We start from the raw sequence: 24,862 nt of genomic DNA, 5'->3' as shown, positions 1-24,862 counted from the left end.
ACGCGCGGGCCGTCCGGGAGCGCATCTCCAGGACGAGCCCCGGCCGGGACCGCCGTACCGGAGAGACCGGTGCGGCGGTCGCCGTGAGGGCGAGCGGGACGAAGCCGCCGGAGCGGTACGGAATCAAGAGGTGCGCAAGGGCCGTCCCCCGGATGCGCACGAGGCGGCCCGCCGGTTGCCCGGAGGCCGGCTGCGAGTCGGCCGCGCATTGCCTGCGCGGTCGGCTCCAGCGCCATCTTCTTGCGTTATCGGCAAGAAAGAATGCGCCAAACGCAGGAGGCCGTACGCTCGATCGCATGGCTCACGCACACCAGCACCAGCACCAGCACCAGCACCAGCACCAGCACGGAAAGCCTTCCGCGCATGCCCACGACCACACCCACGCCTCCGACACCACCCCGAACGGCCTTCCCGAGATCCTCGACCTCGACGCCGCCCTCTTCGCGCCTCACCTGACCGCGCTCACCGGGCGCATCGCCTGTCTGGCCGGTGACGACGTCCGGCACATCGTCGACCTCGGCTCGGGTACCGGGACGGGCACGTTCGCCCTGCTGGAGCAGTTCCCGACCGCCCGCGTGACCGCCGTCGACAGCTCCCCCGCGATGCTGGAGCGGCTCGCCTCGGCGGCCCGCGACCGGGGGCTGGGCGACCGTGTGCGCACGCTGGAGGCCGACGCCGGTGCCGGCCTGCCGGGAGTGGTCGGCGCCGACCTCGTCTGGGCGTCGGCCTCCCTGCACCATCTGGACGACCCCGGGACCGCCCTGGCCGGCATCCGCGCCGCACTGCGCCCCGGAGGGCTGCTGGCCGTCGCGGAGGTGGACGGGATGCCGTCCTTCCTGCCCGAGGACGGGGAACCGGGCAGGCTGGAGACCCGCTGCCGCGCCGCGCTCGACGGCCTGCACGCCGAGCGGTTGCCGCACCGGGGCGCCGACTGGGGCTCCCTGCTGACGGCCGCCGGCTTCTGCGTCGAGCAGGAGCGGGCCGAGCCGTGGGAGCTGCGCGCCCCGCTGCCCGAAGGGGCGGGCCGGTACGCCTTCCTGGTCTTCGAGCGGATCCGCGGCTCGCTCGACGGGCGCGTCGGCGCCGATGACCTGGCCGCGCTCGACCGGCTCATCGGCGGCGGGCCCGAGGACGTACGCCACCGCGACGACCTCGTCGTACGGTCCGTGCGCCGGACCTGGATGGCCCGCCCCGTCGAGGACGGTCCGAAGGCGTGAGGAGGCGGGCCGCCGAGATCTCCCCGGCTGCCCGGCACCCGCGGCGCCGGGTGCAGCTGCGGACAACGAACCCGGTCGAGCCGGCATGCTCCACGGTCGGACTGCGGACAGGGGGCACCCGCGGCGTCGGCAACCCCATCGTGGCCCTCGCGACGGTGTTCACGTTGGCCGAGTCCGCTCAGGAACACCGGCGCGCGATCGCCAGAGCCCACTTCGTCGCCCTCGTCCGCGCCGGTGCCAGGTGCGGAAAGGTGCGGAGAACGGGCTTCCTGATGGAGCGTGAGGAGGCCGCCGCAGGCTGACACACGTGACCGGCCGTAGTGTGTTCTCACATCACGGGACAGGAACGGTGGAGTCATGGACAACGGCCCGCGCAGTGAACTCCTCAGCCGCCTGGCCGAGTCGATCGAGGCCGTCCCGGTCGCGCACCCGGTGCGCGTCGCCATCGACGGGCCGCCTGCCGCCGGCAAGACGACACTGGCCGACGAACTGGCCGTTGTCCTGCGCGCACGGGGCCGCGACGTCATCCGCGCGACGATCGAGGGCTTCCTGTTCCCCCAGGCGCAGCGCTATCAGCGCGGCAAGTACTCGCCCGAGGGCTGCTACTTCGACAGCCACGACCACGACACGATGTGCCGGGTCCTGCTCGACCCACTGGGCCCAACCGGTGACCGAAGGTTCCAGCCGTCGGTCTACGACCGGGGGACCGACACCCCGCTGCGCCTCCCCGTGACCGAAGCACCCGCGGACGCCGTGCTGCTCTTCGACGGCGTCTTTCTCCTGCGCCCCGAGCTGGTTGACCGCTGGGACCTCAGCGTCTTCGTGTCTGCCGCGTTCGAGCGGACGCTGGACCGCGCCCGGACCCGAGGTGAGGCGCTGGCCGGATCCGCGGCCGACGCGTCCGAGATCGAGCGTGCCTGGCACCAGCGTTACATCCCGTCCCAGCAGCTCTACTTCGCAACGGCCGGCCCAACAGACCGCGCAGACATCGTCGTCAACAACGACGAACTCCAACGGCCGGCCTGGGACATCCGAACGCGCTGACCAGATCCACGGGATGGGGCCGTTGCTCTGCGCATGCCCCGGGAACGGCGGGAGGAGTCGGCGCGGCCCGACGGGACGGGAGCCATAGGACGGGGGCGACCACACGCACGGGACCCCGACCACCCCGGGCCGCACCTCACGGTGGACCGGGCCCTCACCGACGAGCACCACGAGACGATCTTCCGGCCCGACCGATCCGGGGAGCGCGTGATCCACCGGTCAGCATCCGCGTCACAGCGAACGGCGCCTCCGTCCCGGTGGGGAACCGCCGGCTCGCCGCGAACACCCGCGAACGCCGCGCCCACGCCCCGCGCTTGATCGTCCGAGCGCCTGCCCGGTCGGCGGCACCGATAGCATCCGGCGGAGACCCGAGCGGATGAGGAGCGGCCCATGCGATTCGCCCTGGAAGCACTGGTGGCGGACGTGCCCGCCGAACAGATCGCCGCGGCCCGGGACTTCTACCGGTCGCGGGCGCCGGGCCGGGGGCCCGCCGACTTCGCGGAGCTGGAGGAGGCACGGGCGAAGAAGCCCGCGCCCCGTTCCGTCGTTCCGCCGCCCCTCGAAGAGACGGTCGAGGCCGCCGGAGTAAGCGTCCCGGTCCGCATCTTCCTGCCGTCCGGCGGTCCACCCCGGGGTGTCCACCTGGACCTCCACGGCGGCGGCTTCTTCATGGACTCCGCCGCGCACAGCGACGTACGCAACCGGGCTCTCTCCGAGGCCCTGCACTCCGCCGTCGTCGCCGTCGACTACCGGCTCGCGCCCGAACGCCCCTGGCCGGCCGCCCCCGACGACTGCGAAGCGGTGGCGCTCCGGCTCGTCGAGCAGGCCGAGGCCCGCTTCGGGACCGCGCGGCTCACGATCGGCGGGAGCTCCGCCGGAGCCACCCTCGCCCTCGCGACCCTCGTCCGGCTGCGGGACCGGGGTGTCGCCGACCGGTTCGCCGGGGCCGCGCTGCGCTTCGGCACCTGGGACCTGAGCGCGCGGACCCCGAGCGGGCGCCTCATCGCGGACGAGTACTTCATCCAGGCGTACGTCGGCCACGTGCCTGACCACGACCGCACCCGTCCCGACATCTCACCTCTCTACGCCGACCTGAGCGGCCTTCCTCCGGCACTCCTGGTCGTCGGCAGCGAGGACATCCTGCTGGAGGACAACCTGACCATGGCGGGGCGGCTGTCGGCGGCCGGTAACGACGTCGAGCTGCGCGTCTACCCCGCCTCCCCCCACGGCTTCACCGGCCATCCCACCGCACTGGCCGCGACCGCGCTCGACGGGATCAACTCCTGGCTGAGCGAGCGGTTCGGCTGAGCGGACGCATCAACGGTCGCCCCTGACGCGGGCGTGCAGATGCATGTCGTGCCGTCCGTCGTCGTGCACGGCCGCGTTGCGCTTGGTGCCCTCCAGCCGGAAACCGGCCCTGGTCGCGACCCGGCAGGAGGCGTCGTTGCGCGTCGAGTGGTCCAACTCCAGCCGCTGGAAGCCGATGCCGTCCAGCGCCCACGCGCTGACCGCCGCCAGGGCACGGGAGGCGACCCCGGCCCCGCGTGCGGCCGGGAGCACCCAGTACGCCGCGTTCGCGGCGCCGTCGGCGAGGTCCACGCGACGCAAGGCCATCCGGCCGAGCACCTCTCCGCTGTCGCGCGCGACAGCCCAGTGGCAGCCCTTCTCCCGCTCCCAGTCCTGGCGATACCCGTCGAACCACTCCTCCACCTGGGCCACCGTCGTGGGGCGGTGCGTGTGCCAGCGGCGAGTCTCCTCGTACGCGGAGAGGAACGCCCGCGCGTCGGCCCGCTCCCACGGACGCAGCAGAAGCCCGTCACCGGCTACCGGGATCACGGGTTGCGGGGCTCCGGCGAGGCAGCCGGAGGCCAGGGTGGGTGGCGTCGACAACGTACGGGCCATGACCTCATGATCGCCTGCGGATGAACCCGTACGTCAAGGTCACGCCCGGCCCGGAGGACGCCGCGACGGCCTCGCGCGCACGCCACCGGGTGCTGGACCCGCTGCCGCATGGGGCGGAGTGCGTGTTGTGCGCGGCCGAGGTCCGGGGGTCCGTGTCCTGTGGCCTCTCTGCCAACTCTGCCGCCAACCAGCAGTTCTACAGCCGCAGCCGGACCAGCCCCGGGCCCGACGGATGGTCCGGCTCGAAGGCGTCGGGAATCCCCAGCCGCAGGCCACGGCTCCGGGCTACCCGGTGCACGTCCCGCAGCGAGTGCGCGAGGGCGGCGGCTACATGGCGGAGCTGGACGGCCGTGGACCCGTCGTCCGCGACCAGGTCGTCGGCGTGGTCGAGGAGGTCGTACGCCATGCCGAGCTGCATGGCCTCGACCTTGTCGGCCTCACGCGAGACCTTGCCGTCGCCGTTGCCGACGACGTAACAGGGCCTGCCGGCCGTGCCGGCCCAGGGGAGCAGGCGGACGGTGTTCATCGGCTGTTCTTTCATGGGGGCGTCAACTCCGTGAGCAGTGGGGGTGAATTCTTCGCTGCGTAGCGATCCACTCACAGCGTGCGAGCAGCGTGGCTAGGCTCGCCAGAGGGTTTGTGGTGACATCGCGTTCGTCGCACGGGAGTTAGCTGTGAGTAATACCTATGGCAAATGGTTGAAGGCGCAGCGGGAAGCGGCGGGCCTGACCCAGCAGCAGCTCGCGGAGCTGGCGTTGATGACGCGGTCGCACATCTCGCACATCGAGGCGGGGCGTCGCATGCCGAGCGAGGAGGATGCCCGGCGGTTGGATTTGGTACTGGGCACGGGCAATGTGCTCACGAGTTTCCGGCCGGGAGCGGAGGACGACGGCGTCCTCGCGGACTACTTCGGCGCGGCGCGGCATCTCGAACAACAGGCGACGATGATCCGCGAATTCGCCCTGTCATTTCTCCCGGGCATCCTCCAGACCGAGGCGTACGCACGCACCGTCCTCGGCATGGCGTTCCCACCGTTGAGCCCGACGGAGTGTGACAAGGCCGTCGTCGCACGGCTGAATCGCGCGAAGATCTTCCAAGGCGCCAAGCCACCTGTGGTCTGGGCGATCCTGGACGAAGCATCGCTCCGACGTCCGATCGGTGGACCGAAGGTCATGGCGGAGCAGCTGGAGCACATCGTCGAGCTCACCGAAGCGAAGCTCATCCGCACGCACGTGCTTCCCATGTCGACCGGGTTCCACTCGTTGCTGGAAAGCATGCTGACGTTGTTGTGGTTCGATGACCAGCCGCCGGTCGCCTACAGCGAAGGAGTGCGGGTAGGGAAGTTGCACGACTCGCCAGCCGTAGTCGAGGCACTTCAGAGCCGTTACGCTCTTGCCCTGAGCGACTCCCTGTCACGAGACGACTCTTTGGCAGTGGTGAAGGCAACAGCGAAGGGCTACAGAGAACATGGCCAGGCGGAACACCCCGACCGACTTCTCGCCCACCCGCTGGCGCAAGTCCTCCTACAGCGGTAGCGAGTCGGGCAGCTGCCTCGAAGTCCAGGACCACCACCCCACCGCCATCCCCGTCCGCGACTCCAAGGTCCCCGGCGGGCCCGCCCTGCTCATCCCCGCCGCAGGGTGGACCTCCTTCGTGGACGCGGTCAAGCGCGGGGCCCTCTCCGCCTGACCCGCGAGAGCAGGCGGAGAGGGCGCGGGCCTCACTCCCCCACGTACTCCGCCAGGTGCTCGCCCGTCAGGGTCGGGCGGGCGGCGACCAGGTCGGCCGGGGTGCCCTCGAAGACGACCTTGCCGCCGTCGTGGCCCGCGCCGGGGCCGAGGTCGATGATCCAGTCGGCGTGGGCCATGACCGCCTGGTGGTGCTCGATGACGATCACCGACTTTCCGGAGTCGACCAGGCGGTCCAGCAGGCCGAGGAGCTGCTCCACGTCCGCGAGGTGCAGGCCGGTGGTCGGCTCGTCGAGGACGTAGACGCCGCCCTTGTCGGTCATGTGCGTGGCCAGCTTCAGGCGCTGGCGTTCGCCGCCGGACAGGGTGGTGAGCGGCTGGCCGAGGCTCAGGTAGCCGAGGCCGACGTCCACGAGGCGGTCGAGGATCTTGTGCGCGGCCGGGAGGGCCGCCTCGCCGGAGGAGCCGAAGAACTCCTCGGCCTCCGTGACCGACATCGCCAGGACCTCGCTGATGTCGCGGCCGCCGAGGTGGTAGTCCAGGACCGAGGGCTGGAACCGCTTGCCCTCGCAGTCCTCGCAGGGGCTGGAGACACTCGCCATGACGCCGAGGTCGGTGAAGATGACGCCCGCGCCGTTGCAGGTGGGGCAGGCGCCCTCGGAGTTGGCGCTGAACAGGGCGGGCTTCACGCCGTTGGCCTTGGCGAAGGCCTTGCGGATCGGCTCCAGGAGGCCGGTGTACGTGGCCGGGTTGCTGCGGCGGGACCCCTTGATGGGGCTCTGGTCGACGGAGATGACGTTCTCGCCCGCCGGGATCGAGCCGTGGACCAGCGAGCTCTTTCCGGAGCCGGCGACGCCGGTGATGACGGTGAGGACGCCGAGCGGGATGTCGACGTCGACGTCCTGGAGGTTGTGCGCCGTCGCACCCCGGATCTCCAGCGCGCCGGCGGGCTCGCGGACCTCGTCCTTGAGGGCCGCCCGGTCGTCGAGGTGGCGGCCGGTGACGGTGTCGGAGGCGCGGAGCCCTTCCAGGGTGCCTTCGAAGCAGACGGTGCCGCCCGCCGTACCGGCCCCGGGGCCGAGGTCGACCACGTGGTCCGCGATCGCGATGGTCTCCGGCTTGTGCTCGACGACCAGGACCGTGTTGCCCTTGTCCCGCAGGCGCAGCAGCAGGTCGTTCATGCGCTGGATGTCGTGCGGGTGGAGGCCGATGGTCGGCTCGTCGAAGACGTACGTGACGTCGGTGAGCGAGGAGCCGAGGTGGCGGATCATCTTGACGCGCTGGGCCTCGCCGCCGGACAGGGTGCCGGCAGGCCGGTCCAGGGCGAGGTAGCCGAGGCCGATCTCCACGAAGGAGTCCAGGGTCTGCTGGAGGGCTTCGAGGAGCGGGGCGACCGAGGGTTCGTCCAGGCCGCGGACCCACTCCGCGAGGTCGCGGATCTCCATCGCGCAGGCGTCGGCGATGGAGATCTTGTTGATCTTCGAGGAACGGGCGCCCTCGGTGAGCCGGGTGCCCTCGCACTCGGGGCAGGTGGCGAAGGTGACCGCGCGGTCGACGAACTCCCGGATGTGGGGCTGCATCGCCTCGCGGTCCTTGGACAGGAACGACTTCTGGATCTTGGGGATCAGACCCTCGAAGGTGAGGGTGGAGCCCTCGACCTTCACCTTGGTCGGCTCCTTGTAGAGGAAGTCCTGCATCTCCCGCTTGGTGAACTTGGCGATCGGCTTCTTCGGGTCGAGGAAGCCGGACTCGGCGTAGATCCGGACGGTCCACCAGCTGTCCGACTTCCAGCCGGGGATGGTGAACGCGCCCTCGGAGATCGACTTGGAGTCGTCGTAGAGCTGGGTGAGGTCGATGTCGGAGACCGAGCCCCGGCCCTCGCAGCGGGGGCACATGCCGCCCGTGCGGCTGAAGGTCGCCTTCTCCGTCTTCTTGTTGCCGCGTTGGACGGTGATCGCGCCGCTGGCGGTCACCGAGGGGACGTTGAAGGCGAACGCGCCGGGCGGGCCGATGTGCGGCTTGCCGAGCCGGCTGAAGAGGATGCGCAGCATGGCGTTGGCGTCGGTGGCGGTACCGACCGTGGAACGGGGGTCGCTGCCCATGCGCTGCTGGTCGACGATGATCGCGGTCGTCAGTCCGTCGAGCACGTCGACGTCGGGGCGTGCCTGGGTGGGCATGAAGCCCTGGACGAAGGCGGGGTAGGTCTCGTTGATCAGCCGCTGGGACTCGGCGGCGATGGTGGCGAAGACCAGCGAGCTCTTGCCCGAACCGGAGACCCCGGTGAACACCGTCAGCCTGCGCTTCGGCAGCTCGATGCTGACGTCCTTGAGGTTGTTCTCCCGCGCGCCGTGCACGCGGATCAGGTCGTGGCTGTCGGCAGCGTGCGGCGCGGGCGGCTGCGGGGTCTTCGTTCTCGGAGCCATGCTCGTCGTCTCTCCATTACCGGATTGCTGGTGCGCACGGGACTACTGGATCACTGGTGCGGAGCCTACGGTCCGTGCGCCGGGGCCGGGGCCGGAATGCCTGGCTCCGGCCCCGGAGTCCGACGGCGGGTGCTACTTCTTGGCCTGGGTGATGCGCAGCATGTTGCCGGAGGGGTCACGGAAGGCGCAGTCGCGGACCCCGTACGGCTGGTCGATCGGCTCCTGGAGGACTTCGCCGCCTGCGGCGCGGACCTGTTCGAAGGCCGCGTCCACGTCCTCGGAGGAGAGGATGACGCCGCGCAGCATGCCCTTGGCGAGCAGCTCGGCCATGGTCTGCCGGTCGGCGGCCGGGGCGTTCGGGTCGGCGAGCGGGGGCTCCAGGACGATCTCCACGTCCGGCTGTGCGGGAGACGCGACGGTCACCCAGCGCATGCCTTCGAACCCGACGTCGTTGCGCACCTCCATTCCCAGGGCGTCGCGGTAGAAGGCGAGCGCCTTGTCGTGGTCGTCGACGGCGATGAAGCACTGCGAGAGCTTGATATCCATGGGACTCACGCTACGGGCGGGGCTTTCGATCCGCTTCTCCATTCCTGACAGGTCGCGTCAGCATCTTGGCGACGCACGCGGGAATGGCCTCGCCGGCTTCGTGGGGGCGGGCCCGGTAGGCGCTGGGGCTCTCCCCGACCAGCTCCGTGAAACGCGAGCTGAACGAGCCCAGCGACGTACAGCCGACGGCGAAGCAGACGTCCGTGACCGACAGGTCGCCCCGGCGCAGCAGTGCTTTGGCCCGCTCGATGCGGCGGGTCATGAGATAGCTGTACGGGGTCTCGCCGAAGGCGGCACGGAAGCTGCGGGAGAAGTGGCCGGCCGACATCAGGGCGTCGCGGGCCAGCGAGGGGACGTCGAGCGGTTCGGCGTACTCCCGGTCCATGCGGTCACGGGCCCGCCGCAGCCGGGCCAGGTCCTCCAGCCTCACTCCCACCATCCTCCCCGTCACCGCCTCGGTGCCTCGGTCTCCCTCCGATACTGCCCCACGCCACCGACATGAGGGCCGCCGCCCGGTCCGTCGCGTGCCGAGCGTCACCCTGGACAGCGGCCGCAACCGGCGGGTAACTTCGAAGGAAGTCTGAGCAAGCGCTTAGCCATGTTCCGCGAGTTTCCGCGAACCAACTGCCGACCTAGGAGGCATCCCGTGCGCCGTACGGTATTCAACGAGGACCACGAGGCGTTCCGGGAGACCATCCGCGCCTTCATCGCGGCCGAGGTCGTGCCGGTCTACGACGAGTGGTTCGCCGCGGGCCAGGCTCCGCGCGACTTCTACCTCAAGCTCGGTGAGCTGGGCGTCTTCGGCATCGAGGTCGACGAGGAGTACGGCGGCGCGGGCATCGACTCGCACAAGTACGAGGCCGTCATCTACGAGGAGACCGCTCGCGCGGGCGTCTCCTTCGGCGGCTCCGGCGTGCACACCCTGCTCGGCCTCCCCTACATCAAGATGCTCGCCACCGACGAGCAGAAGAAGCGCTGGCTGCCGAAGTTCGCGACCGGCGAGGAGATGTGGGCCCTCGCGATGACCGAGCCGGGCACCGGCTCCGACGTCGCGGGCATGAAGACCACCGCGAAGCTCTCCGAGGACGGCACGCACTACGTCCTCAACGGCGCGAAGACCTTCATCACCGGCGGTGTCCACGCCGACCGCGTCATCGTCTGCGCCCGCACCGCCGCCCCCCGCGAGGACGACCGCCGCTTCGGCATCTCCCTCTTCGCCGTCGACACGAAGTCCGAGGGCTACTCGGTCGGCCGCAAGCTCGACAAGCTCGGCCTGAAGGTCTCCGACACCGCCGAGCTGGCGTTCGTCGACGTCAAGGTCCCGGTCGAGGACCTCATGGGCGAGGAGAACAAGGGCTTCGGCTACCTCGGCACCAACCTGGCCTCCGAGCGCTGGGGCATCGCCTTCGGCGCGTACGCCCAGGCCGCGGCGGCCGTCCGGTTCGCCAAGGAGTACGTCCAGGACCGCACGGTGTTCGGCAAGACCGTCGCCTCGTTCCAGAACACCAAGTTCGAGCTGGCCGCCTGCCAGGCCGAGGTGGACGCGGCCCAGGCCGTCGCCGACCGTGCGCTGGAGGCCCTGGACGCCGGTGAGCTCACGGCGGCGGAGGCCGCCTCCGCGAAGCTGTTCTGCACCGAGGTCGCGCACCGCGTCATCGACCGCTGCCTCCAGCTGCACGGCGGCTACGGCTTCATGAACGAGTACCCGATCGCCCGCCTGTACGCGGACAACCGCGTCAACCGCATCTACGGCGGCACCAGCGAGGTCATGAAGTCGATCATCGCCAAGTCCATGGGCCTGTAAGGGATTACCTTCCCTCCATGAACGAGAGTCCCGATCCCCTGCTCGATCTGCTCCACCTGCTCGACCTGGAGCAGATCGAGCGGGACATCTTCCGGGGCGAGAGCCGCAGCGCCCTCGTCCCCCGGGTGTTCGGCGGCCAGGTCGCGGCCCAGGCGCTCGTCGCCGCGGGCCGCACCGTCCCCGCCGACCGGGGAGCCCACTCCCTGCACTCCTACTTCCTGCGGGCCGGCGACCCGGGCGCGCCCATCGTCTACACCGTCGACCGCATCCGCGACGGGAGGTCCTTCACCACCCGCCGTGTCGTCGCCGTCCAGCACGGGCAGCCGATCTTCCACCTCTCCGCGTCCTTCCAGACGCACGAGGAGGGCATGGAGCACCAGGCCCCCATGCCTGCGGCGCCGGACCCGGAGACGCTGCCGACGGCCGCCGAGATGCTGCCCCGCTACGCGGACCGCTTCAGCGATCCCCGTGTCGTGGACCGGCTGATCGAGGCGCGGCAGGCGGTGGACCTGCGGTATGCGGACGCGCCGCCGTTCGGCACGGTGGGCGAGCAGCGCGAGCCCCGTTCCCAGGTGTGGTTCCGGACCAACGGCAAGCTGGCCGACGATCCGCTGCTGCACGTCTGCATGGCGACGTACGTCTCGGACATGACCCTGCTCGACTCGGTGCTCCTCGCCCACGGGCGGGGCGGCTGGGCGGTCGGGGACGTGGTGGGGGCCAGCCTGGACCACGCGATGTGGTTCCACCGGCCGTTCCGGGCGGACGAGTGGCTGCTGTACGACCAGGAGTCGCCGTCGGCCTCCGGCGGCCGGGGGCTGGGCCAGGCCCGCATCTACACCGCCGACGGCAGCCTCGCGATCACGGTCATCCAGGAGGGCGTCGTCCGTATCCCGCGGGGATGACGCACACCTCGCGGGGATGGGCACCTCGCGGGGATGACGCGCATCCCGCCCGGATGACGCGCATCCCGCGGGGATGAACAGCCTCCGAAGCCATGATTCCGACATACTCCCCACCATGAGCGACGCGCAGGCGAGCGGGGAGACGGGCGGGGAATCCGGCGGCGGGGAGTCCGCCTTCACCGTGATCGTGGCGGCCCTCGCCAACCTCGGCATCGCCGTGGCCAAGACCGTCTCCGGTCTGGTCAGCGGCTCCAGCGCGATGCTCTCCGAGGCGGCGCACTCGGTGGCCGACACCGTCACGGAGCTCATGCTCCTCACCGCCCTCAAGCGGAGCGGGAAGCCGGCCGACGAGGACCACCCCCTCGGATACGGCCCCGAGCGCTACATCGGGGCGATGCTCGCCTCGATCGCCACCTTCGTCGGCGGGGCCGTCTTCTCGGTCTACGACGGGGTGCACACCCTGGTCGCGGGCGAGGAGCTGGGCGACCCGCTCCTCTCCTACATCGTCCTGGCCGTCGCCTTCCTGCTGGAGGGCTGGTCGCTGCGCACCGGGGCCAAGCAGGTGCGGCGCGAGGCGTCCCGGCTGCGGGTGCCGGACGCGTACTACCTGCGCCACACCCCCGACACGGCCGTGAAGGCCGTCGTGATGGAGGATTCGGCGGCCCTGATCGGGCTGCTGCTGGCGGCGGGGGGCCTGCTGGGCGGGCAGCTCTCCGGCTCGGGCGTCTGGGACGGCATCGCGTCCTGTCTGATCGGCCTGCTGCTCGTGTACGTCGCCTGGGTGCTCGGCCGGTCCAACGCCCAGCTGCTGATCGGGCGGCCGCTGCCTCCGGCGCTGCGGTCCGGGGTGCGCGAGGAGCTGCTGTCGGTGCCGCACGTCGTGGACGTCCTGGAGCTGACCACGCTGATCCAGGGGCCGGACGAGATCCTGATCGCCGCGAAGGTCGACTTCCGGGACACGGCCACCGCGGCCGAGGTCGAGGGGGCCTGCGAGGAGGCGGAGGACCGGTTGCGCGCGCGGTTCCCGTCCGTCCGGCGGGTGTATCTGGACCCGACGCCGGGGCGGGCGCGGCGGCGGCCTCCCGCGCCCTGACCGCCCGGCCCCCGGGCACCCCCTACGCCGTCGGCTCGGGCTCCCGCACCGGCGCGCCGTCGTCCTCCAGCAGCCCCGCCGCGTGCAGCAGGTAGTCCGTCATCGGGTCGTAGAAGCGCGGGTCGGTGACATGGTCGTCCAGCGGGACCGTGACCTGGAGGGTGCCCTCCGACTCGGCGAGGAAGAGGGCCGGGTCGTTGCAGTCGGCGTAACCGATCGCGTCCAGCCCCCGCTGCCCCGCGCAGCCCGCCCAGCCGTGGTCGGCGACGACCAGGTCGGGCAGCGGTCGGCCCAGATCGGCCATGGCGTCGAGGATGGCGGCCATCGGGGCCGGGGAGTGGGTGTGCCAGAGGGTCGCGCCGCGTTCCAGCATCGCGACGTCGGCGAACTGGAAGACCATGCCCTCGTCCGCGATCAGCCCGGACGGGATGCGGACGATCTCGCAGCCGGCCCGGCGCAGCGCGTCCGCCGTCTGCCGGTGCACGTCCAGCAGGCCGCCCGGGTGCCCGGTGGCGAACAGGACCCGCTCACGGCCGTCGGCGGCCTTGCGCAGGCGGGCCGCCATCCGCTCCAGGGCGTCCACCGTCAGCTCGGGGTCGATGGTGTCCTGGCCCTGCCGGTGTGCGGGATCGTCGATCACCCCGCAGCGCTCGGCCATCACGGCGAGGACGTCCTGCTCGTCGGTCCAGCGGTCGCCGAGCTCCAGGCCGAGCCAGTAGTGGCGGTCGCCGTTGGCGAGCTTGCGGTAGTGGGAGAGGTTGTTGTCGCGTGGCGTGGCGACGTCCCCCGCGATACGCGTACGGACGAGGTGGTCGACGAGGGCGGCGCGGCTGGGTATCGGCATGGACCCATTGTGCCGCCCGGTGTGCGGGGTGTGCCCGGTGTCCTGATCAACGGACGGGACCCACCGGGCGGACGGTCCGGCCGGCGGATCCGGCGGAACGCCCGGCGCAGGGGCGCCCTTCGGCGCGAAGCCCTCCTCCGACGGTCGGCCCGGGGCAGCCCCCGTAAGTCTTCCGGGACTGTTCACCCCCGCGTGACCTGGCCCTTCCTTCGCCGGGCGGGCGCCGGGCTCGAATGGAACCACCCAGAGGTCTGGACCAATCGAGTCGCGCCAATCCACTGTCCGATTCCCTTCGTCGCCGCACTCCAGGACAAGTGGTCTATACCTTTGGCACTAGGGTGGGTCACCGGAAACGGGAACCGAAAAACGGGCAGATACACAGCCGTGGGGGGCTTTATGACCGTGCATCACCTTCCGCAACCTCCGTCCGACGACGAGCTGTACTGGTACTTCGGGCCGCAGCGCCGATGGGTGCTGGTGAGCAGCTCCCTGGCCTTCGTCTTCACGGCGGCGACGATGCTCACCTTCGCCTTACGGACCCCGGCGCTCTGGGCGTTCCTCGCGGTGCTCGGGCTGAACGTGGTGGCGTTGCTGCTGTCCTCGCTGAACAGCCTGCGCCAGCGGCGGCTGACCCGGGCCTCGCACGACGTGCTGGTCCGCGCCTGGCGGCCGGCCGCGCTGCCGACCATCGACCTCTACCTGCCGACCTGCGGCGAACCCCTGCCCGTCCTCGCCAACGCCTACCGTGCCGTCGCCGCCCTCGACTGGCCCGACACGCTCACCGTCTGGGTGCTGGACGACGCCGACCGGGCCGAGGTGGCGGCCCTGGCGGCGGAGCACGGCTACCGGTACGTCGTGCGGCCCGACCGGGGCCGCCTGAAGAAGGCGGGGAACCTCAACCACGCCCTCACCCTGTCCGAAGCCGAGTTCATCGCGATCCTGGACGCGGACTTCGCGCCCCGGCCGGACTTCCTGCGCCATCTGGTCCCCTACCTCGCGGACCCCGCGGTCGGCATCGTGCAGAGCCCGCAGTGCTTCGACACCGACGCGGGCATGGACTGGATCCAGCGTGCCGCCGGGGCCGCGCAGGAGTGGTTCTTCCGCTGGATCCAGCCTTCCCGGGACGCCGCCGACGCCGCGATCTGCTGCGGCTCCAACGCCCTCTACCGGCGCTCCGCGATCGACCTGGCGGGCGGCTTCGCGCGGCTCGACCACAGCGAGGACCTGTACACCGGACTCGCCCTGCACGAGCGGGGGTTCCGCACGCAGTACGTCCCCGTCCTCGTCGCCAAGGGCACCTCGCCCGACACCGTCACCTCGTTCGTCAACCAGCAGTACCGGTGGGCGATGGGCAATCTGCACCTCCTGGGCACCCCGGTCCTGCAGCGGATGGGCGCGCCCTGGCGGATGCGGCTGTGCTTCTACGAGGGCGTCGTCGGCTACCTGACCACGGCCGTCAACACCTTCGCCGCACCCCTGCCGCCGCTGGTGATGATGTTCGGGTATCCGGACGACGTCCGCCCCTGGCACGTCCTGCCGCTGCTCGCCCCGCTGTGGCTGTGGCACGTGCTGATGCCCCGGATCAGCCGGACCCGGTGGCGTGTCGAGGTGATCCGCGCGAACGTCCTCACCAGCGTGGCCGCCGCCACCGCGTTCTGGCACACCCTGCGCGGCCGCAGCGCCGCCTGGGTGCCCACGGGGGCGCGGAGCAACGGGAGTTCCGGCTCGATGGCCCGCCGGGTCGTCGGCGTCTCGCTGGTCTGGCTGGTCCTGTCCAACGGGGCAGCCGCCGGCGGGCTCGCGCTGACCGTGGCCCGCAACGGCTGGCAGCCCGCCTGGGGGCTCGGCCTCTACCTGCTGGTCCAGCTGCACATCAACGTCCCCCTGATCCGGGACCTTCTGGTCGAGCTGCGTCCGTCCGGGCGCACAGCCGCCGGAGCCGGGGGCGGTGCCGGGGTCCGGGCCGGGAAGCGGCTCGCCGGTCTCCGTCAGCGGACCGGGGCGGGCGTGCTGCCCCGCCGCTGGCCCGAGGCCCTCGCCGCTTCCGCCGTCCTCCTGCTCACCGGCCTGCTCGCCTCCGGGTGGGTCGACCCGATGCTGCCGTGGCTGAGCTGAGCCGTCCCGAAAGGCGCCACCACATGTCCTTCCTCCTCGCACCCGGCCCCCGCCGCAAGCGGTCCGCCTCCCCGCCCGCCCCGCCGAGCCGCCCGGCCGGCGAGTCCGGGCCCAGCCCGCACCGGGCCGCGTTCCGCCCCGACATCGAGGGGCTGCGCGCGGTCGCCGTCCTCGCGGTCCTCGCCTTCCACGCCGGGATACCGGGGGCGGCGGGCGGCTTCGTCGGCGTGGACGTCTTCTTCGTCATCTCCGGCTACCTGATCACCGGGCTGCTGGTCCGGGAGGCGATCACCACCGGCCGCATCCGGCTCGGCGCGTTCTTCTCCCGGCGGGCCCGACGCCTGCTGCCCTCCGCCGCCGTCGTCCTCGCGGCGGTCGCCGTCGCCGGGGCGTGGCTGACCGTACCGCTGCTCCGCGCCGACCTGGAGCGCGACGTCCTCGCCGCCGCGCTCTCCGTCGCCAACTGGCGGTTCGTCTCCCAGCAGACCGACTACCTGGCCGCCGGACACGACCAGAGTCCGCTGCTGCACTTCTGGTCGCTCGCCGTCGAGGAGCAGTTCTATCTGGTGTGGGCCCCGCTGCTGGCGGTGATCGTCCTGGCCGCCGCCCGCGCGGTCCGCCGGGGCCGGGCCGTGCGCACGGTCGTGGCGCTGCTCACCGCGGGCGTGGCCGTCGCCTCGTTCGCGCTGTCCCTGCACTGGACGCGGGACTCGGTCTCGCTCGCGTACCTCGGAACGCCGTCGCGCATCTGGCAGTTCGCGGCCGGCGCGCTGCTCGCCCTGCTGCCCTGGCATCTGCTGCGCGGGCCGCGTCCGCTGCGGCTGGTGTGCGGATGGGCGGGGGCCGCGGCGATCGTCTGGTGCGTCACGGCGTACGACGCGTCGACCCCGTACCCCGGTTACGCGGCGCTCGTCCCGACCCTCGGCACGGCCGCGGTGATCCTGGCGGCGATACCCGGGCGGGGCGAGCGGAACGTCCAAGGCGCTTACGGAGTCGGCCGGTTGCTCGCCGCCGGGGCGCCCCGGGCCCTGGGGCGGCTCTCCTACACCCTCTATCTGTGGCACTGGCCGGTGCTCGTTCTCGCCGAGGCCCGGCTCGGGGCGCTCGGCTGGCCCGCGAAGACCGCGCTGACGCTGGCGGCGGTGCTGCCCGCCTTCGCCACGATGCGCTGGGTCGAGCGGCCGCTGCGCCGCAGCCGTACGGTCTCCGAACTCCCGCGCCGGGGGCTTGCGGTGGGGATATCCGCCGTGGTCCTGCCCGTCGTGCTGGCGCTGGTCGTCGGCACCACGACCCTTCAGCTGCTCGGCCCGGCCACCCCCGTCGACGTCCGCAGCCTCCCGACGGGCGCGGCCGCCGGGCCGTCGCTGCTGGCCCGCGCAGACGGCTCCGCGCTCGCGGACGGGCCCGTGGTGCCGGGGCCGGCCCAGGCCCGCGAGGACTTCCCGCCGGACGGCGGCTGCCAGGTGGCCCCGGCGGTGACGAGCAGCCCGCCGTGCCTCTTCGGGGCGGTGGACAGCCCGGACCGTGTGGTGCTGCTCGGCGACTCCCACGCCGGCCAGTGGTTCTCCCCGCTGCTCGCCCTGGCCTCCCGGCGCGGCTGGGCACTCCAGGAGCTGGTGAAGCAGGGCTGCCCGCTTCCGGAACTGACGGTGAAGAGCCCCCAGTTGGGCCGTACCTACCGGGAGTGCGACACCTGGCGGGACGACACCCTGGACCGCCTGCGTACGGGGCCGAAGCCTCGGCTCATCGTGGTCGCCTCGCTCAACCGGTACACCGCCGACCGCGAACTCCTCCTCGCCGCGTGGGAGAAGACGCTGAAGCGGCTGCGGGCGACCGGCGCGCCGATCGTGTACGTCGAGGGCACGCCCGTACCGGGGACGGACATCCCGGCGTGTGTCTCCGGCGCTCCGGACAAGACGGCGGCCTGCGCGTTCGACCGGAAGGACGCGCTTCCCCCGGACCCGCTGGCGCGGCGGATCGCGGCGGGCGCGGTGCCGGGCGTGCGGTCCGTCGGCGTCAACGCGGCGCTGTGCCCGGACGACGGCGCGACGTGCCCCGCCGTGCGGGACCGGATCCTGCTGTACCGGGACGACACCCACCTGACGAACGTGGCGGCCGTCGTCCTGGCCCCGAGGCTGGAGCGGCTGCTGACGGAGTCGGGCGCGCTGTCACCGCCGGGCGCGGCTCACGGCGCCTCCGCCCGCTGAGGGACACGCGGGAGCCCGCCCGGCAGCATGGCGGTTTCCGCCAGGATCTCCGCCTTGCCCTCGCCTTTCGGCCAGATGGGGACTTCGGGGGCGCGTACCGGGGGACAGTACGAGCGCTGGAGCGTCATCCGCCCCGGCGACCGGGGCGCGGCACCGTACGACGGACGGAAGCGAGGAGAGGCACGGATGGCTACAGGCACGGTGAAGTGGTTCAACACCGAGAAGGGCTTCGGATACATCGAGCCGGACGACGGCGGAAGCGATGTCTTCGTCCACTTCAACGCGATCACCGGCGATCAGTTCAGGGACCTCACCGAAGGGCAGCGGGTGAGCTTCGGGATCGAGGAGGGCAGCAGGGGCCCCATGGCGACCGAGGTCGTGAGGCTCTGACCGGTGTTCCGGGTGGGGAACGTGCCGCATCGGTCGTGCTGGTTCGGCCGGGCGCCGAGGGGGACGGCCGAAGGCCGGACCGGCGCCGACCGATGACGGGCGCGGGACGGCGCATCGCCGGGGCGCCGTCCCACCCGGAACCTTTCGCACTGTTTGTGCCATCCTGATCTGGATCGAGAGCTTCCCGAACCGGCGAGGTCGGAGGTGCGGCCATGGGACGTCGCTGGGTCAGGGCCGTCGCGGATTCGCCGAACACGCCGCCGCTGGCCACCATGCTGGGCATCGCGCTCGTGGACGTGTCGACGGGATCGGAGTACAACCTGCTCCCGGTCTACGCGGCCGGCCCCGCGATCGCCTCCGCACGGGGATCGGTGCGGAACGTCTTCGCGGTGGGAGCCGTCGCCGTCGCCCTCTGCCTCCTCTTCGCGTGGAAGGCCGACCGCTTCGGCGAACTGCGCATGACGGTGGCCTTGACCGCCATCTGCTACGTCACCCTGGCCGCGGCCTACGCGGCCCGGTCACGCCGGAAGGTCGAGCGCCGCCTCGTCGACGTCCGGGACGTCGCCCGCACCCTGGAGGACGTCCTCTTCACTCCCGTCCCGCCGGCCATCGGCCCCGTCCGCATCGGCGCCTCCTACGTGTCCGCGAGCCGTGCCACCCGCGTGGGAGGAGATCTCTACGAGGTCGAGCCGTGCCCCGTCGGCGTACGCCTGGTCATCGCGGACGTCCAGGGCAAAGGGCTCGAAACGGTCCAGTGCGCCTCCGTGGTCCTCACGGCCTTCAGGGAGGCCGCCCCGGATGCCGGGGAGCTGGCCGACGTGGGCCGCCGCATCGAAGCGGCTCTGGAGCGCAAGACGGACGGTCAGCGGTTCGTGACCGGTATCCTCGCGCAGATCACCCGGGACGGCAGCCTCCTGGCGTTCAACCACGGCCACCCCCCGCCCCTCCTGCTCGGCCACGACGGCACGGCCGCCTTCGTCGAGTCCGACGATCAGGTTCCCCCCTTCGGGCTCACGGCGCTGACCGGCCCCACCGACCTGCACGACAGTGTCACCCGCATCCCTCTGGGCGTCGGGGACCGCATCCTCTTCTACACCGACGGCCTGAGCGAGGCCCGCGACACGGAGGGAGCCTTCTACCCCGTGCTCCACCGGGCGGCACCCCTGCTGCGGGACGGCCGACCCGAAGACGCGCTCACCCGGCTCCGCGCGGACGTCGCCGTGTTCACCGGCAAGGCGCCCGACGACGACTCCGCGCTCCTCCTGATAGAGGTCCGCGGGCCGCTGGCGGCGCCCGCCGGCGGGGTGTGACCGACCGGCCGGGTATCGCACCGGAGACGGGCCCGCTCGTCCCTGGCCGCGACGAGCCGGTCACCTCACGGCGGGCAACGGCTCAGGAGGGCTCCGCCGCCGCGAAGGCGCCCCGGGCCAGCCGGTGCAGCAGGGCGGCGGTCGCCGCGCGGCCGGGCAGGGCGTCGGGGCGGGCCAGGTGCGGGGTGGAGTTCAGCAGGCCGAAGACGGCGTGCACGGTGACGCGGGCCCGGTTCTCGGCCAGCGACGGGTAGAGGGCGCGGACGACGCCGACCCAGACCTCGACGTACTCGCGCTGGAGCCGGCGCACCCGCTTGCGGTCCGTGTCGCGCAGACGGTCCAGCTCCCGGTCGTGGAGAGTGATCAGGGGACGGTCGTCGAGGGCGAAGTCGATGTGGCCCTCGATGAGCGCGTCCAGGAGCGCCTCCGGGGAGCCGCCGCCCCGGGCCGCGTCCTCCGCCACCCGCAGCCGCCCGCCCTCCAGCAGACGCTCGCTGATGCCCACCAGCAGTTCGGCGAGCATCGCGTCCTTGCCGGGGAAGTGGCGGTAGAGGCCGGGTCCGCTGATCCCGACGGCGGCGCCTATCTCGTCGACGCCGACTCCGTGGAAACCGCGCTCGGCGAAGAGGCGGGCGGCCTCCCGCAGGATCTGCTCGCGGCGAGTGGGGGCCGGCACGCGGGCGGCGGCATGGGTGCTCATGAGGATTCATTCTAGACAGGGTCGTTAGCGGTCGTTAACCTGAGGGAAACGCGTTAACGCTCATTAACAACACGTCAACGCTTTCACCACTGCGGTACGGGCAAGGGGGCTCGACACGATGCAGCAGGCACCGGTCCTGGCGAGCGCGGCCGATCCCGCCTCGGAGGCCTGGCAGGCCAACGAGGCGGCGCATCGCGCGCTCTCCGACGAGCTGGCGGAACGCCTCGCCACGGCACGGCTGGGCGGAGGTGAGAAGGCACGGGCCCGCCATGAGGCGCGCGGCAAGCTGCTCCCCCGGGACCGGGTGGACACCCTGCTCGACCCGGGCTCGCCCTTCCTGGAGCTGGCCCCCCTGGCGGCGAACGGGATGTACGGCGACCAGGCCCCGGCCGCGGGCGTCATCGCGGGCATCGGGCGGGTCTCCGGCCGGGAGTGCGTGATCGTCGCCAATGACGCGACCGTCAAGGGCGGCACGTACTACCCGATGACCGTCAAGAAGCACCTGCGCGCCCAGGAAGTGGCCCTGGAGAACCGTCTCCCCTGCCTCTACCTGGTCGACTCGGGGGGCGCGTTCCTGCCGATGCAGGACGAGGTCTTCCCCGACCGGGACCACTTCGGGCGGATCTTCTACAACCAGGCCCGGATGTCGGGGGCGGGCATCCCGCAGATCGCGGCGGTGCTGGGCTCCTGCACGGCGGGCGGGGCGTACGTCCCGGCGATGAGCGACGAGGCCGTCATCGTCCGCAACCAGGGCACGATCTTCCTCGGCGGCCCGCCCCTGGTGAAGGCCGCGACCGGCGAGGTCGTCACGGCGGAGGAGCTGGGCGGCGGCGAGGTCCACTCCCGTACGTCGGGGGTCACCGACCATCTCGCGGAGGACGACGCGCACGCGCTGCGGATCGTCCGCACCATCGTCGCGACCCTCCCGGACCGGTCCCCGCTCCCGTGGTCGGTGGAGCCGGCCGAGGAGCCGAAGGTGGACCCGGCCGGGCTGTACGGGGCGGTCCCGGTGGACTCCCGCACCCCCTACGACGTGCGCGAGGTGATCGCGCGCGTGGTGGACGGCTCCCGCTTCCAGGAGTTCAAGGCGGAGTACGGGCAGACCCTGATCACCGGCTTCGCCCGGATCCACGGCCATCCGGTCGGGATCGTCGCGAACAACGGCATCCTGTTCTCCGAGTCGGCCCAGAAGGGCGCGCACTTCATCGAGCTGTGCGACCAGCGCGGCATCCCGCTCGTCTTCCTCCAGAACATCTCCGGCTTCATGGTCGGCCGGGACTACGAGGCGGGCGGCATCGCCAAGCACGGCGCGAAGATGGTCACGGCGGTGGCGTGCACCCGGGTGCCGAAGCTGACGGTCGTCGTCGGCGGTTCGTACGGCGCGGGCAACTACTCCATGTGCGGCCGGGCCTACAGCCCGCGATTCCTGTGGATGTGGCCGAACGCCAAGATCTCCGTGATGGGCGGCGAGCAGGCCGCCTCGGTCCTCGCCACCGTCAAGCGCGACCAGCTGGGCGACGACTGGAGCGCCGAGGACGAGGAAGCGTTCAAGGCCCCGATCCGCGCCCAGTACGAGACCCAGGGCAACGCGTACTACGCCAGCGCCCGGCTCTGGGACGACGGCGTGATCGACCCCGTGGACACCCGGCAGGTCCTCGGCCTCGCCCTGACCGCCTGCGCCAACGCCCCGCTGCCCCAGAAGGACCCGGCCGGGCCCGGCTTCGGCGTCTTCCGGATGTGAGGAACAGATGACGACGATGTTCGACACCGTTCTGGTCGCCAACCGCGGCGAGATCGCGGTCCGGGTGATCCGGACCCTGCGGGAACAGGGCGTGCGCTCGGTCGCGGTCTTCAGCGACGCGGACGCGGACGCCCGGCATGTCCGGGAGGCGGACACGGCGGTACGGATCGGCCCGCCGCCGGCCACCGAGAGCTATCTGAACGTGCCGGCGCTGCTGGAGGCGGCCCGCCGCACGGGAGCCCAGGCGGTCCACCCCGGGTACGGATTCCTGGCGGAGAACGCGGAGTTCGCGCAGGCGTGCGCGGACGCCGGGCTGGTCTTCATCGGCCCGCCCGCCGCCGCCATCGCGCTCATGGGCGACAAGATCCGGGCCAAGGAGACGGTCGCGGCCTACGGCGTCCCGGTCGTGCCGGGCTCCTCCGGCAGCGGCCTCACCGACGCCCAACTGGAGGAAGCCGCCCGGGAGATCGGCACCCCGGTCCTGCTCAAGCCCTCGGCGGGCGGCGGCGGCAAGGGCATGCGCCTGGTCCGCGACGCGGCGGTGCTGGGCGAGGAGATCGCCGCGGCGCGGCGCGAGGCCCGCGCCTCCTTCGGCGACGACACGCTGCTCGTCGAGCGGTGGATCGACCGGCCGCGCCACATCGAGATCCAGGTGCTGGCCGACGCCCACGGCACCGTGCTCCACCTGGGCGAGCGCGAGTGCTCGCTCCAGCGCCGCCACCAGAAGATCATCGAGGAGGCGCCGAGCGTCCTGCTCGACGCGCAGACCCGGGCGGCGATGGGCGAGGCGGCCGCGCAGGCGGCCCGCAGCTGCGGCTATGTCGGGGCGGGGACGGTGGAGTTCATCGTCCCGGGCAACGACCCGTCCTCGTACTACTTCATGGAGATGAACACCCGCCTCCAGGTCGAGCACCCGGTGACCGAGCTGATCACCGGCCTGGACCTGGTGGAGTGGCAGGTGCGGGTGGCGTCGGGCGAGCGGCTCCCCTTCACGCAGCAGGACATCACGCTCACCGGCTGGGCGATCGAGGCCCGTGTCTGCGCCGAGGACCCGTCCCGCGGCTTCCTGCCCTCCGGGGGTACGGTGCTGGCGCTGCGCGAACCGCAGGGCGGCGGGGTGCGGACCGACTCGGGGCTCAGCGAGGGCGTGCCGGTGGGCAGCCTGTACGACCCGATGCTGTCGAAGGTCATCGCCTACGGCCCCGACCGCGCGACGGCCCTGCGCAAGCTGCGGGCGGCCCTGGCGGACACGGTCATCCTGGGCGTGCCGACCAACGCGGGTTTCCTGCGCCGGCTGCTGGCGCACCCGGACGTGGTCGCGGGCGACCTGGACACCGGTCTCGTGGAGCGCGAGGCGGAGGGCCTGGTGCCGGACGGCGTCCCGGACGAGGTGTACGCGGCGGGCGCGGCGGTCCGCCGGGAGGCGCTGGAGCCCCGGCCGGACGCGGGCGGCTGGACGGACCCGTTCTCCGTGCCGAACGGGTGGCGTACGGGGGGTGTGCGGGCGCCGCTGGTCTTCCCGCTGCGGGTGGCGGGACGTGAACCCGTCCAGCAGAGCGCCCCGGGTTCCGCGACGGTCGCACCCGACCGGGTCACGGTCGAGCTCGACGGTGTGGCCCACCACTTCCACCGCTCGGGCGACTGGCTCGGCCGGGACGGCGACACCTGGCACGTCCAGGACCACGACCCGGTGGAGGCGTCCCTGAGCGGGGCGGGCCGGAGCGGGGCGGACACGCTGGCGGCCCCGATGCCGGGCACGGTCACGGTGGTGAAGGTGGCCGTCGGGGACGAGGTCCTGGCGGGTCAGAGCCTGCTCGTGGTGGAGGCGATGAAGATGGAGCACGTGATCTCCGCCCCGCACGCGGGGACCGTGACGGAGCTGGACGTCGCGGCCGGCGCGACGGTGGCGATGGACCAGGTCCTGGCGGTCGTGGTCCCGGCGGCGACGGACGGGGAGGACGCATGAGCGCGCGAGGACTCCCCATGACGGTCCCGGCGCCGGGTCTGCCCTCCCGGGTCCGCATCCACGAGGTGGGCGCGCGGGACGGCCTGCAGAACGAGAAGGAGACCGTCCCGACCGAGGTGAAGGCGGAGTTCATCCGCCGCCTGGCGGTGGCGGGCCTGACCACCATTGAGGCGACGAGCTTCGTGCACCCGAAGTGGGTGCCCCAACTGGCCGACGCCGAGGAGCTGTTCCCGCTCCTCGGTGACATCGCGGACGTGGGCGACGTGGCCCTTCCGGTCCTCGTGCCGAACGAACGGGGCCTGGACCGGGCGCTGGCGCTCGGGGCGCGGTCGATCGCGGTGTTCGGCTCGGCGACGGAGACGTTCGCCGCGCGCAACCTGAACCGTACGGTCGACGCGTCGCTGGCGATGTTCGAGCCGGTGGTGGCCCGCGCGAAGACGGACGGGGTCCGGGTGCGCGGGTATCTGTCGATGTGCTTCGGCGACCCGTGGGAGGGCGCGGTCCCGGTCGCCCAGGTGGTGCGGGTGGCCAGGGCCCTGCTGGACCTGGGCTGCGACGAGCTCTCCCTGGGCGACACGATCGGGGTGGCGACGCCGGGCCATGTCACGGCGCTGCTGTCGGCCCTGAACGCAGCGGGCGTGCCGACACCCGCGATCGGCGTCCACTTCCACGACACCTACGGCCAGGCGCTGTCGAACACCCTGGCGGCTCTCCAGCACGGGGTGACCACCGTCGACGCCTCGGCGGGCGGCCTGGGCGGCTGCCCGTACGCGAAGAGCGCCACGGGGAACCTCGCCACCGAGGACCTGGTCTGGATGCTCGAAGGACTGGGCATCGAGACGGGCGTCGACCTGGCCGAACTGACCGCCACCAGCGTCTGGCTGGCCGGACACCTGGGCCGGCCGAGCCCGTCCCGGACGGTCCGCGCCCTGACCCCTCCCCCTTCTCCCGCCTCCCACAAGGAGTGAGT

Annotated in this window: 22 protein-coding genes and 1 pseudogene; 16 read left to right on the top strand and 7 right to left on the bottom strand. The window is 72.2% G+C overall.

Annotation, left to right across the window (positions count from 1 at the left end):
• Positions 1-296 precede the first annotated feature (296 nt).
• The 4 genes from KME66_RS22900 (at position 297) to KME66_RS22885 (ending at position 3,569) form a co-directional block, all read left to right on the top strand.
• The gene (locus KME66_RS22900) at positions 297-1,217 is read left to right on the top strand and encodes a trans-aconitate 2-methyltransferase (RefSeq protein ID WP_216325380.1); all 921 of its coding nucleotides are present in this window, start codon (positions 297-299) and stop codon (positions 1,215-1,217) included.
• Positions 1,214-1,519: a hypothetical protein gene (locus KME66_RS22895; RefSeq protein ID WP_216325378.1), complete on the top strand. Its 306-nt coding sequence runs from the start codon at positions 1,214-1,216 to the stop codon at positions 1,517-1,519. The genes KME66_RS22900 and KME66_RS22895 overlap by 4 nt, the downstream gene beginning before the upstream one ends.
• Positions 1,520-1,574: 55 nt before the next feature.
• On the top strand, positions 1,575-2,261 hold the full coding sequence (locus KME66_RS22890) for a cytidylate kinase family protein (RefSeq protein WP_216325375.1): 687 nt from the start codon (positions 1,575-1,577) through the stop codon (positions 2,259-2,261).
• A 390-nt stretch (positions 2,262-2,651) separates the two neighbouring features.
• Complete coding sequence (locus tag KME66_RS22885; protein ID WP_216325372.1) at positions 2,652-3,569, top strand: alpha/beta hydrolase; 918 nt, start codon at positions 2,652-2,654, stop codon at positions 3,567-3,569.
• A gap of 9 nt (positions 3,570-3,578) precedes the next feature.
• On the opposite strand, the gene KME66_RS22880 is transcribed toward KME66_RS22885, so the two are convergent.
• The gene (locus KME66_RS22880) at positions 3,579-4,163 is read right to left on the bottom strand and encodes a GNAT family N-acetyltransferase (RefSeq protein WP_216325368.1); all 585 of its coding nucleotides are present in this window, start codon (positions 4,161-4,163) and stop codon (positions 3,579-3,581) included.
• Positions 4,164-4,359: 196 nt separating this feature from the next.
• Positions 4,360-4,704 (bottom strand): hypothetical protein, encoded by a 345-nt coding sequence (locus tag KME66_RS22875; protein ID WP_216325365.1) that lies wholly within the window; start codon positions 4,702-4,704, stop codon positions 4,360-4,362.
• Positions 4,705-4,837: 133 nt separating this feature from the next.
• On the opposite strand from KME66_RS22875, the gene KME66_RS22870 reads away from it, so the two are divergent.
• Together KME66_RS22870 and KME66_RS22865 are read left to right on the top strand one after the other, a co-directional pair.
• Complete coding sequence (locus KME66_RS22870; RefSeq protein ID WP_216325362.1) at positions 4,838-5,698, top strand: helix-turn-helix transcriptional regulator; 861 nt, start codon at positions 4,838-4,840, stop codon at positions 5,696-5,698.
• A complete protein-coding gene (locus tag KME66_RS22865; RefSeq protein ID WP_216325359.1) occupies positions 5,631-5,852 on the top strand; it encodes a DUF397 domain-containing protein in 222 nt (73 codons plus the stop codon). Before KME66_RS22870 ends, KME66_RS22865 begins: the two co-directional genes overlap by 68 nt.
• Positions 5,853-5,883: 31 nt before the next feature.
• Here the strand turns inward: KME66_RS22865 and KME66_RS22860 are convergent, their stop codons facing one another.
• From KME66_RS22860 to KME66_RS22850, 3 genes are all read right to left on the bottom strand, one after another.
• On the bottom strand, positions 5,884-8,274 hold the full coding sequence (locus KME66_RS22860; RefSeq protein ID WP_073216300.1) for an excinuclease ABC subunit UvrA: 2,391 nt from the start codon (positions 8,272-8,274) through the stop codon (positions 5,884-5,886).
• 132 nt (positions 8,275-8,406) lie between these two features.
• On the bottom strand, positions 8,407-8,820 hold the full coding sequence (locus KME66_RS22855; RefSeq protein WP_073217072.1) for a VOC family protein: 414 nt from the start codon (positions 8,818-8,820) through the stop codon (positions 8,407-8,409).
• Positions 8,821-8,830: 10 nt separating this feature from the next.
• Positions 8,831-9,250: a helix-turn-helix transcriptional regulator gene (locus KME66_RS22850; protein ID WP_073216299.1), complete on the bottom strand. Its 420-nt coding sequence runs from the start codon at positions 9,248-9,250 to the stop codon at positions 8,831-8,833.
• A gap of 216 nt (positions 9,251-9,466) precedes the next feature.
• On the opposite strand from KME66_RS22850, the gene KME66_RS22845 reads away from it, so the two are divergent.
• From KME66_RS22845 to KME66_RS22835, 3 genes are all read left to right on the top strand, one after another.
• Complete coding sequence (locus KME66_RS22845) at positions 9,467-10,624, top strand: acyl-CoA dehydrogenase family protein (protein WP_006124701.1); 1,158 nt, start codon at positions 9,467-9,469, stop codon at positions 10,622-10,624.
• A 17-nt stretch (positions 10,625-10,641) separates the two neighbouring features.
• Positions 10,642-11,526: an acyl-CoA thioesterase II gene (locus tag KME66_RS22840; protein WP_073216293.1), complete on the top strand. Its 885-nt coding sequence runs from the start codon at positions 10,642-10,644 to the stop codon at positions 11,524-11,526.
• 115 nt (positions 11,527-11,641) lie between these two features.
• A complete protein-coding gene (locus KME66_RS22835; RefSeq protein ID WP_216325356.1) occupies positions 11,642-12,619 on the top strand; it encodes a cation diffusion facilitator family transporter in 978 nt (325 codons plus the stop codon).
• Between the two features lie 22 nt (positions 12,620-12,641).
• Here KME66_RS22835 and KME66_RS22830 read toward each other — a convergent pair whose 3' ends face one another.
• Positions 12,642-13,463, bottom strand: a complete 822-nt coding sequence (locus KME66_RS22830; protein WP_073216287.1) for a phosphatase — start codon at positions 13,461-13,463, stop codon at positions 12,642-12,644.
• Between the two features lie 396 nt (positions 13,464-13,859).
• Between KME66_RS22830 and KME66_RS22825 the strand changes: the two genes are divergently transcribed.
• The 4 genes and pseudogenes from KME66_RS22825 to KME66_RS22810 all read left to right on the top strand — a co-directional run bounded on the left by KME66_RS22825 (position 13,860) and on the right by KME66_RS22810 (position 19,485).
• Positions 13,860-15,578, top strand: coding sequence for a glycosyltransferase family 2 protein (locus KME66_RS22825; protein WP_216325354.1), 1,719 nt, complete (start codon positions 13,860-13,862; stop codon positions 15,576-15,578).
• Between the two features lie 23 nt (positions 15,579-15,601).
• Positions 15,602-17,990: pseudogene (locus KME66_RS22820) on the top strand (acyltransferase family protein).
• Positions 17,972-18,175 (top strand): cold-shock protein, encoded by a 204-nt coding sequence (locus tag KME66_RS22815; RefSeq protein WP_073216282.1) that lies wholly within the window; start codon positions 17,972-17,974, stop codon positions 18,173-18,175. The pseudogene KME66_RS22820 and the gene KME66_RS22815 overlap by 19 nt, the downstream one beginning before the upstream one ends.
• A 212-nt stretch (positions 18,176-18,387) precedes the next feature.
• On the top strand, positions 18,388-19,485 hold the full coding sequence (locus KME66_RS22810; protein WP_216325348.1) for a PP2C family protein-serine/threonine phosphatase: 1,098 nt from the start codon (positions 18,388-18,390) through the stop codon (positions 19,483-19,485).
• An 82-nt stretch (positions 19,486-19,567) separates the two neighbouring features.
• Here KME66_RS22810 and KME66_RS22805 read toward each other — a convergent pair whose 3' ends face one another.
• Positions 19,568-20,185 (bottom strand): TetR/AcrR family transcriptional regulator, encoded by a 618-nt coding sequence (locus KME66_RS22805; RefSeq protein WP_073216280.1) that lies wholly within the window; start codon positions 20,183-20,185, stop codon positions 19,568-19,570.
• 118 nt (positions 20,186-20,303) lie between these two features.
• Here KME66_RS22805 and KME66_RS22800 point away from each other — a divergent pair, with 118 nt between their 5' ends.
• The 3 genes from KME66_RS22800 to KME66_RS22790 are packed head-to-tail and all read left to right on the top strand — an operon-like array spanning position 20,304 to position 24,860.
• Positions 20,304-21,926 carry a carboxyl transferase domain-containing protein gene (locus KME66_RS22800; protein WP_216325345.1) on the top strand — a complete coding sequence of 541 codons (1,623 nt, stop codon included), beginning with the start codon at positions 20,304-20,306 and terminating at the stop codon, positions 21,924-21,926.
• Between the two features lie 7 nt (positions 21,927-21,933).
• Complete coding sequence (locus KME66_RS22795) at positions 21,934-23,892, top strand: biotin carboxylase N-terminal domain-containing protein (protein WP_216325342.1); 1,959 nt, start codon at positions 21,934-21,936, stop codon at positions 23,890-23,892.
• Positions 23,889-24,860, top strand: coding sequence for a hydroxymethylglutaryl-CoA lyase (locus KME66_RS22790; protein WP_216325338.1), 972 nt, complete (start codon positions 23,889-23,891; stop codon positions 24,858-24,860). The genes KME66_RS22795 and KME66_RS22790 overlap by 4 nt, the downstream gene beginning before the upstream one ends.
• Positions 24,861-24,862 lie beyond the last annotated feature (2 nt).

Origin of the sequence: Streptomyces sp. YPW6 (assembly GCF_018866325.1) — a bacterium.
In the GTDB taxonomy this organism is placed as follows: domain Bacteria; phylum Actinomycetota; class Actinomycetes; order Streptomycetales; family Streptomycetaceae; genus Streptomyces.
The sequence above is the reverse complement of the archived record's forward strand: the minus strand, read 5'-3'. Positions and strand labels throughout refer to the sequence as shown.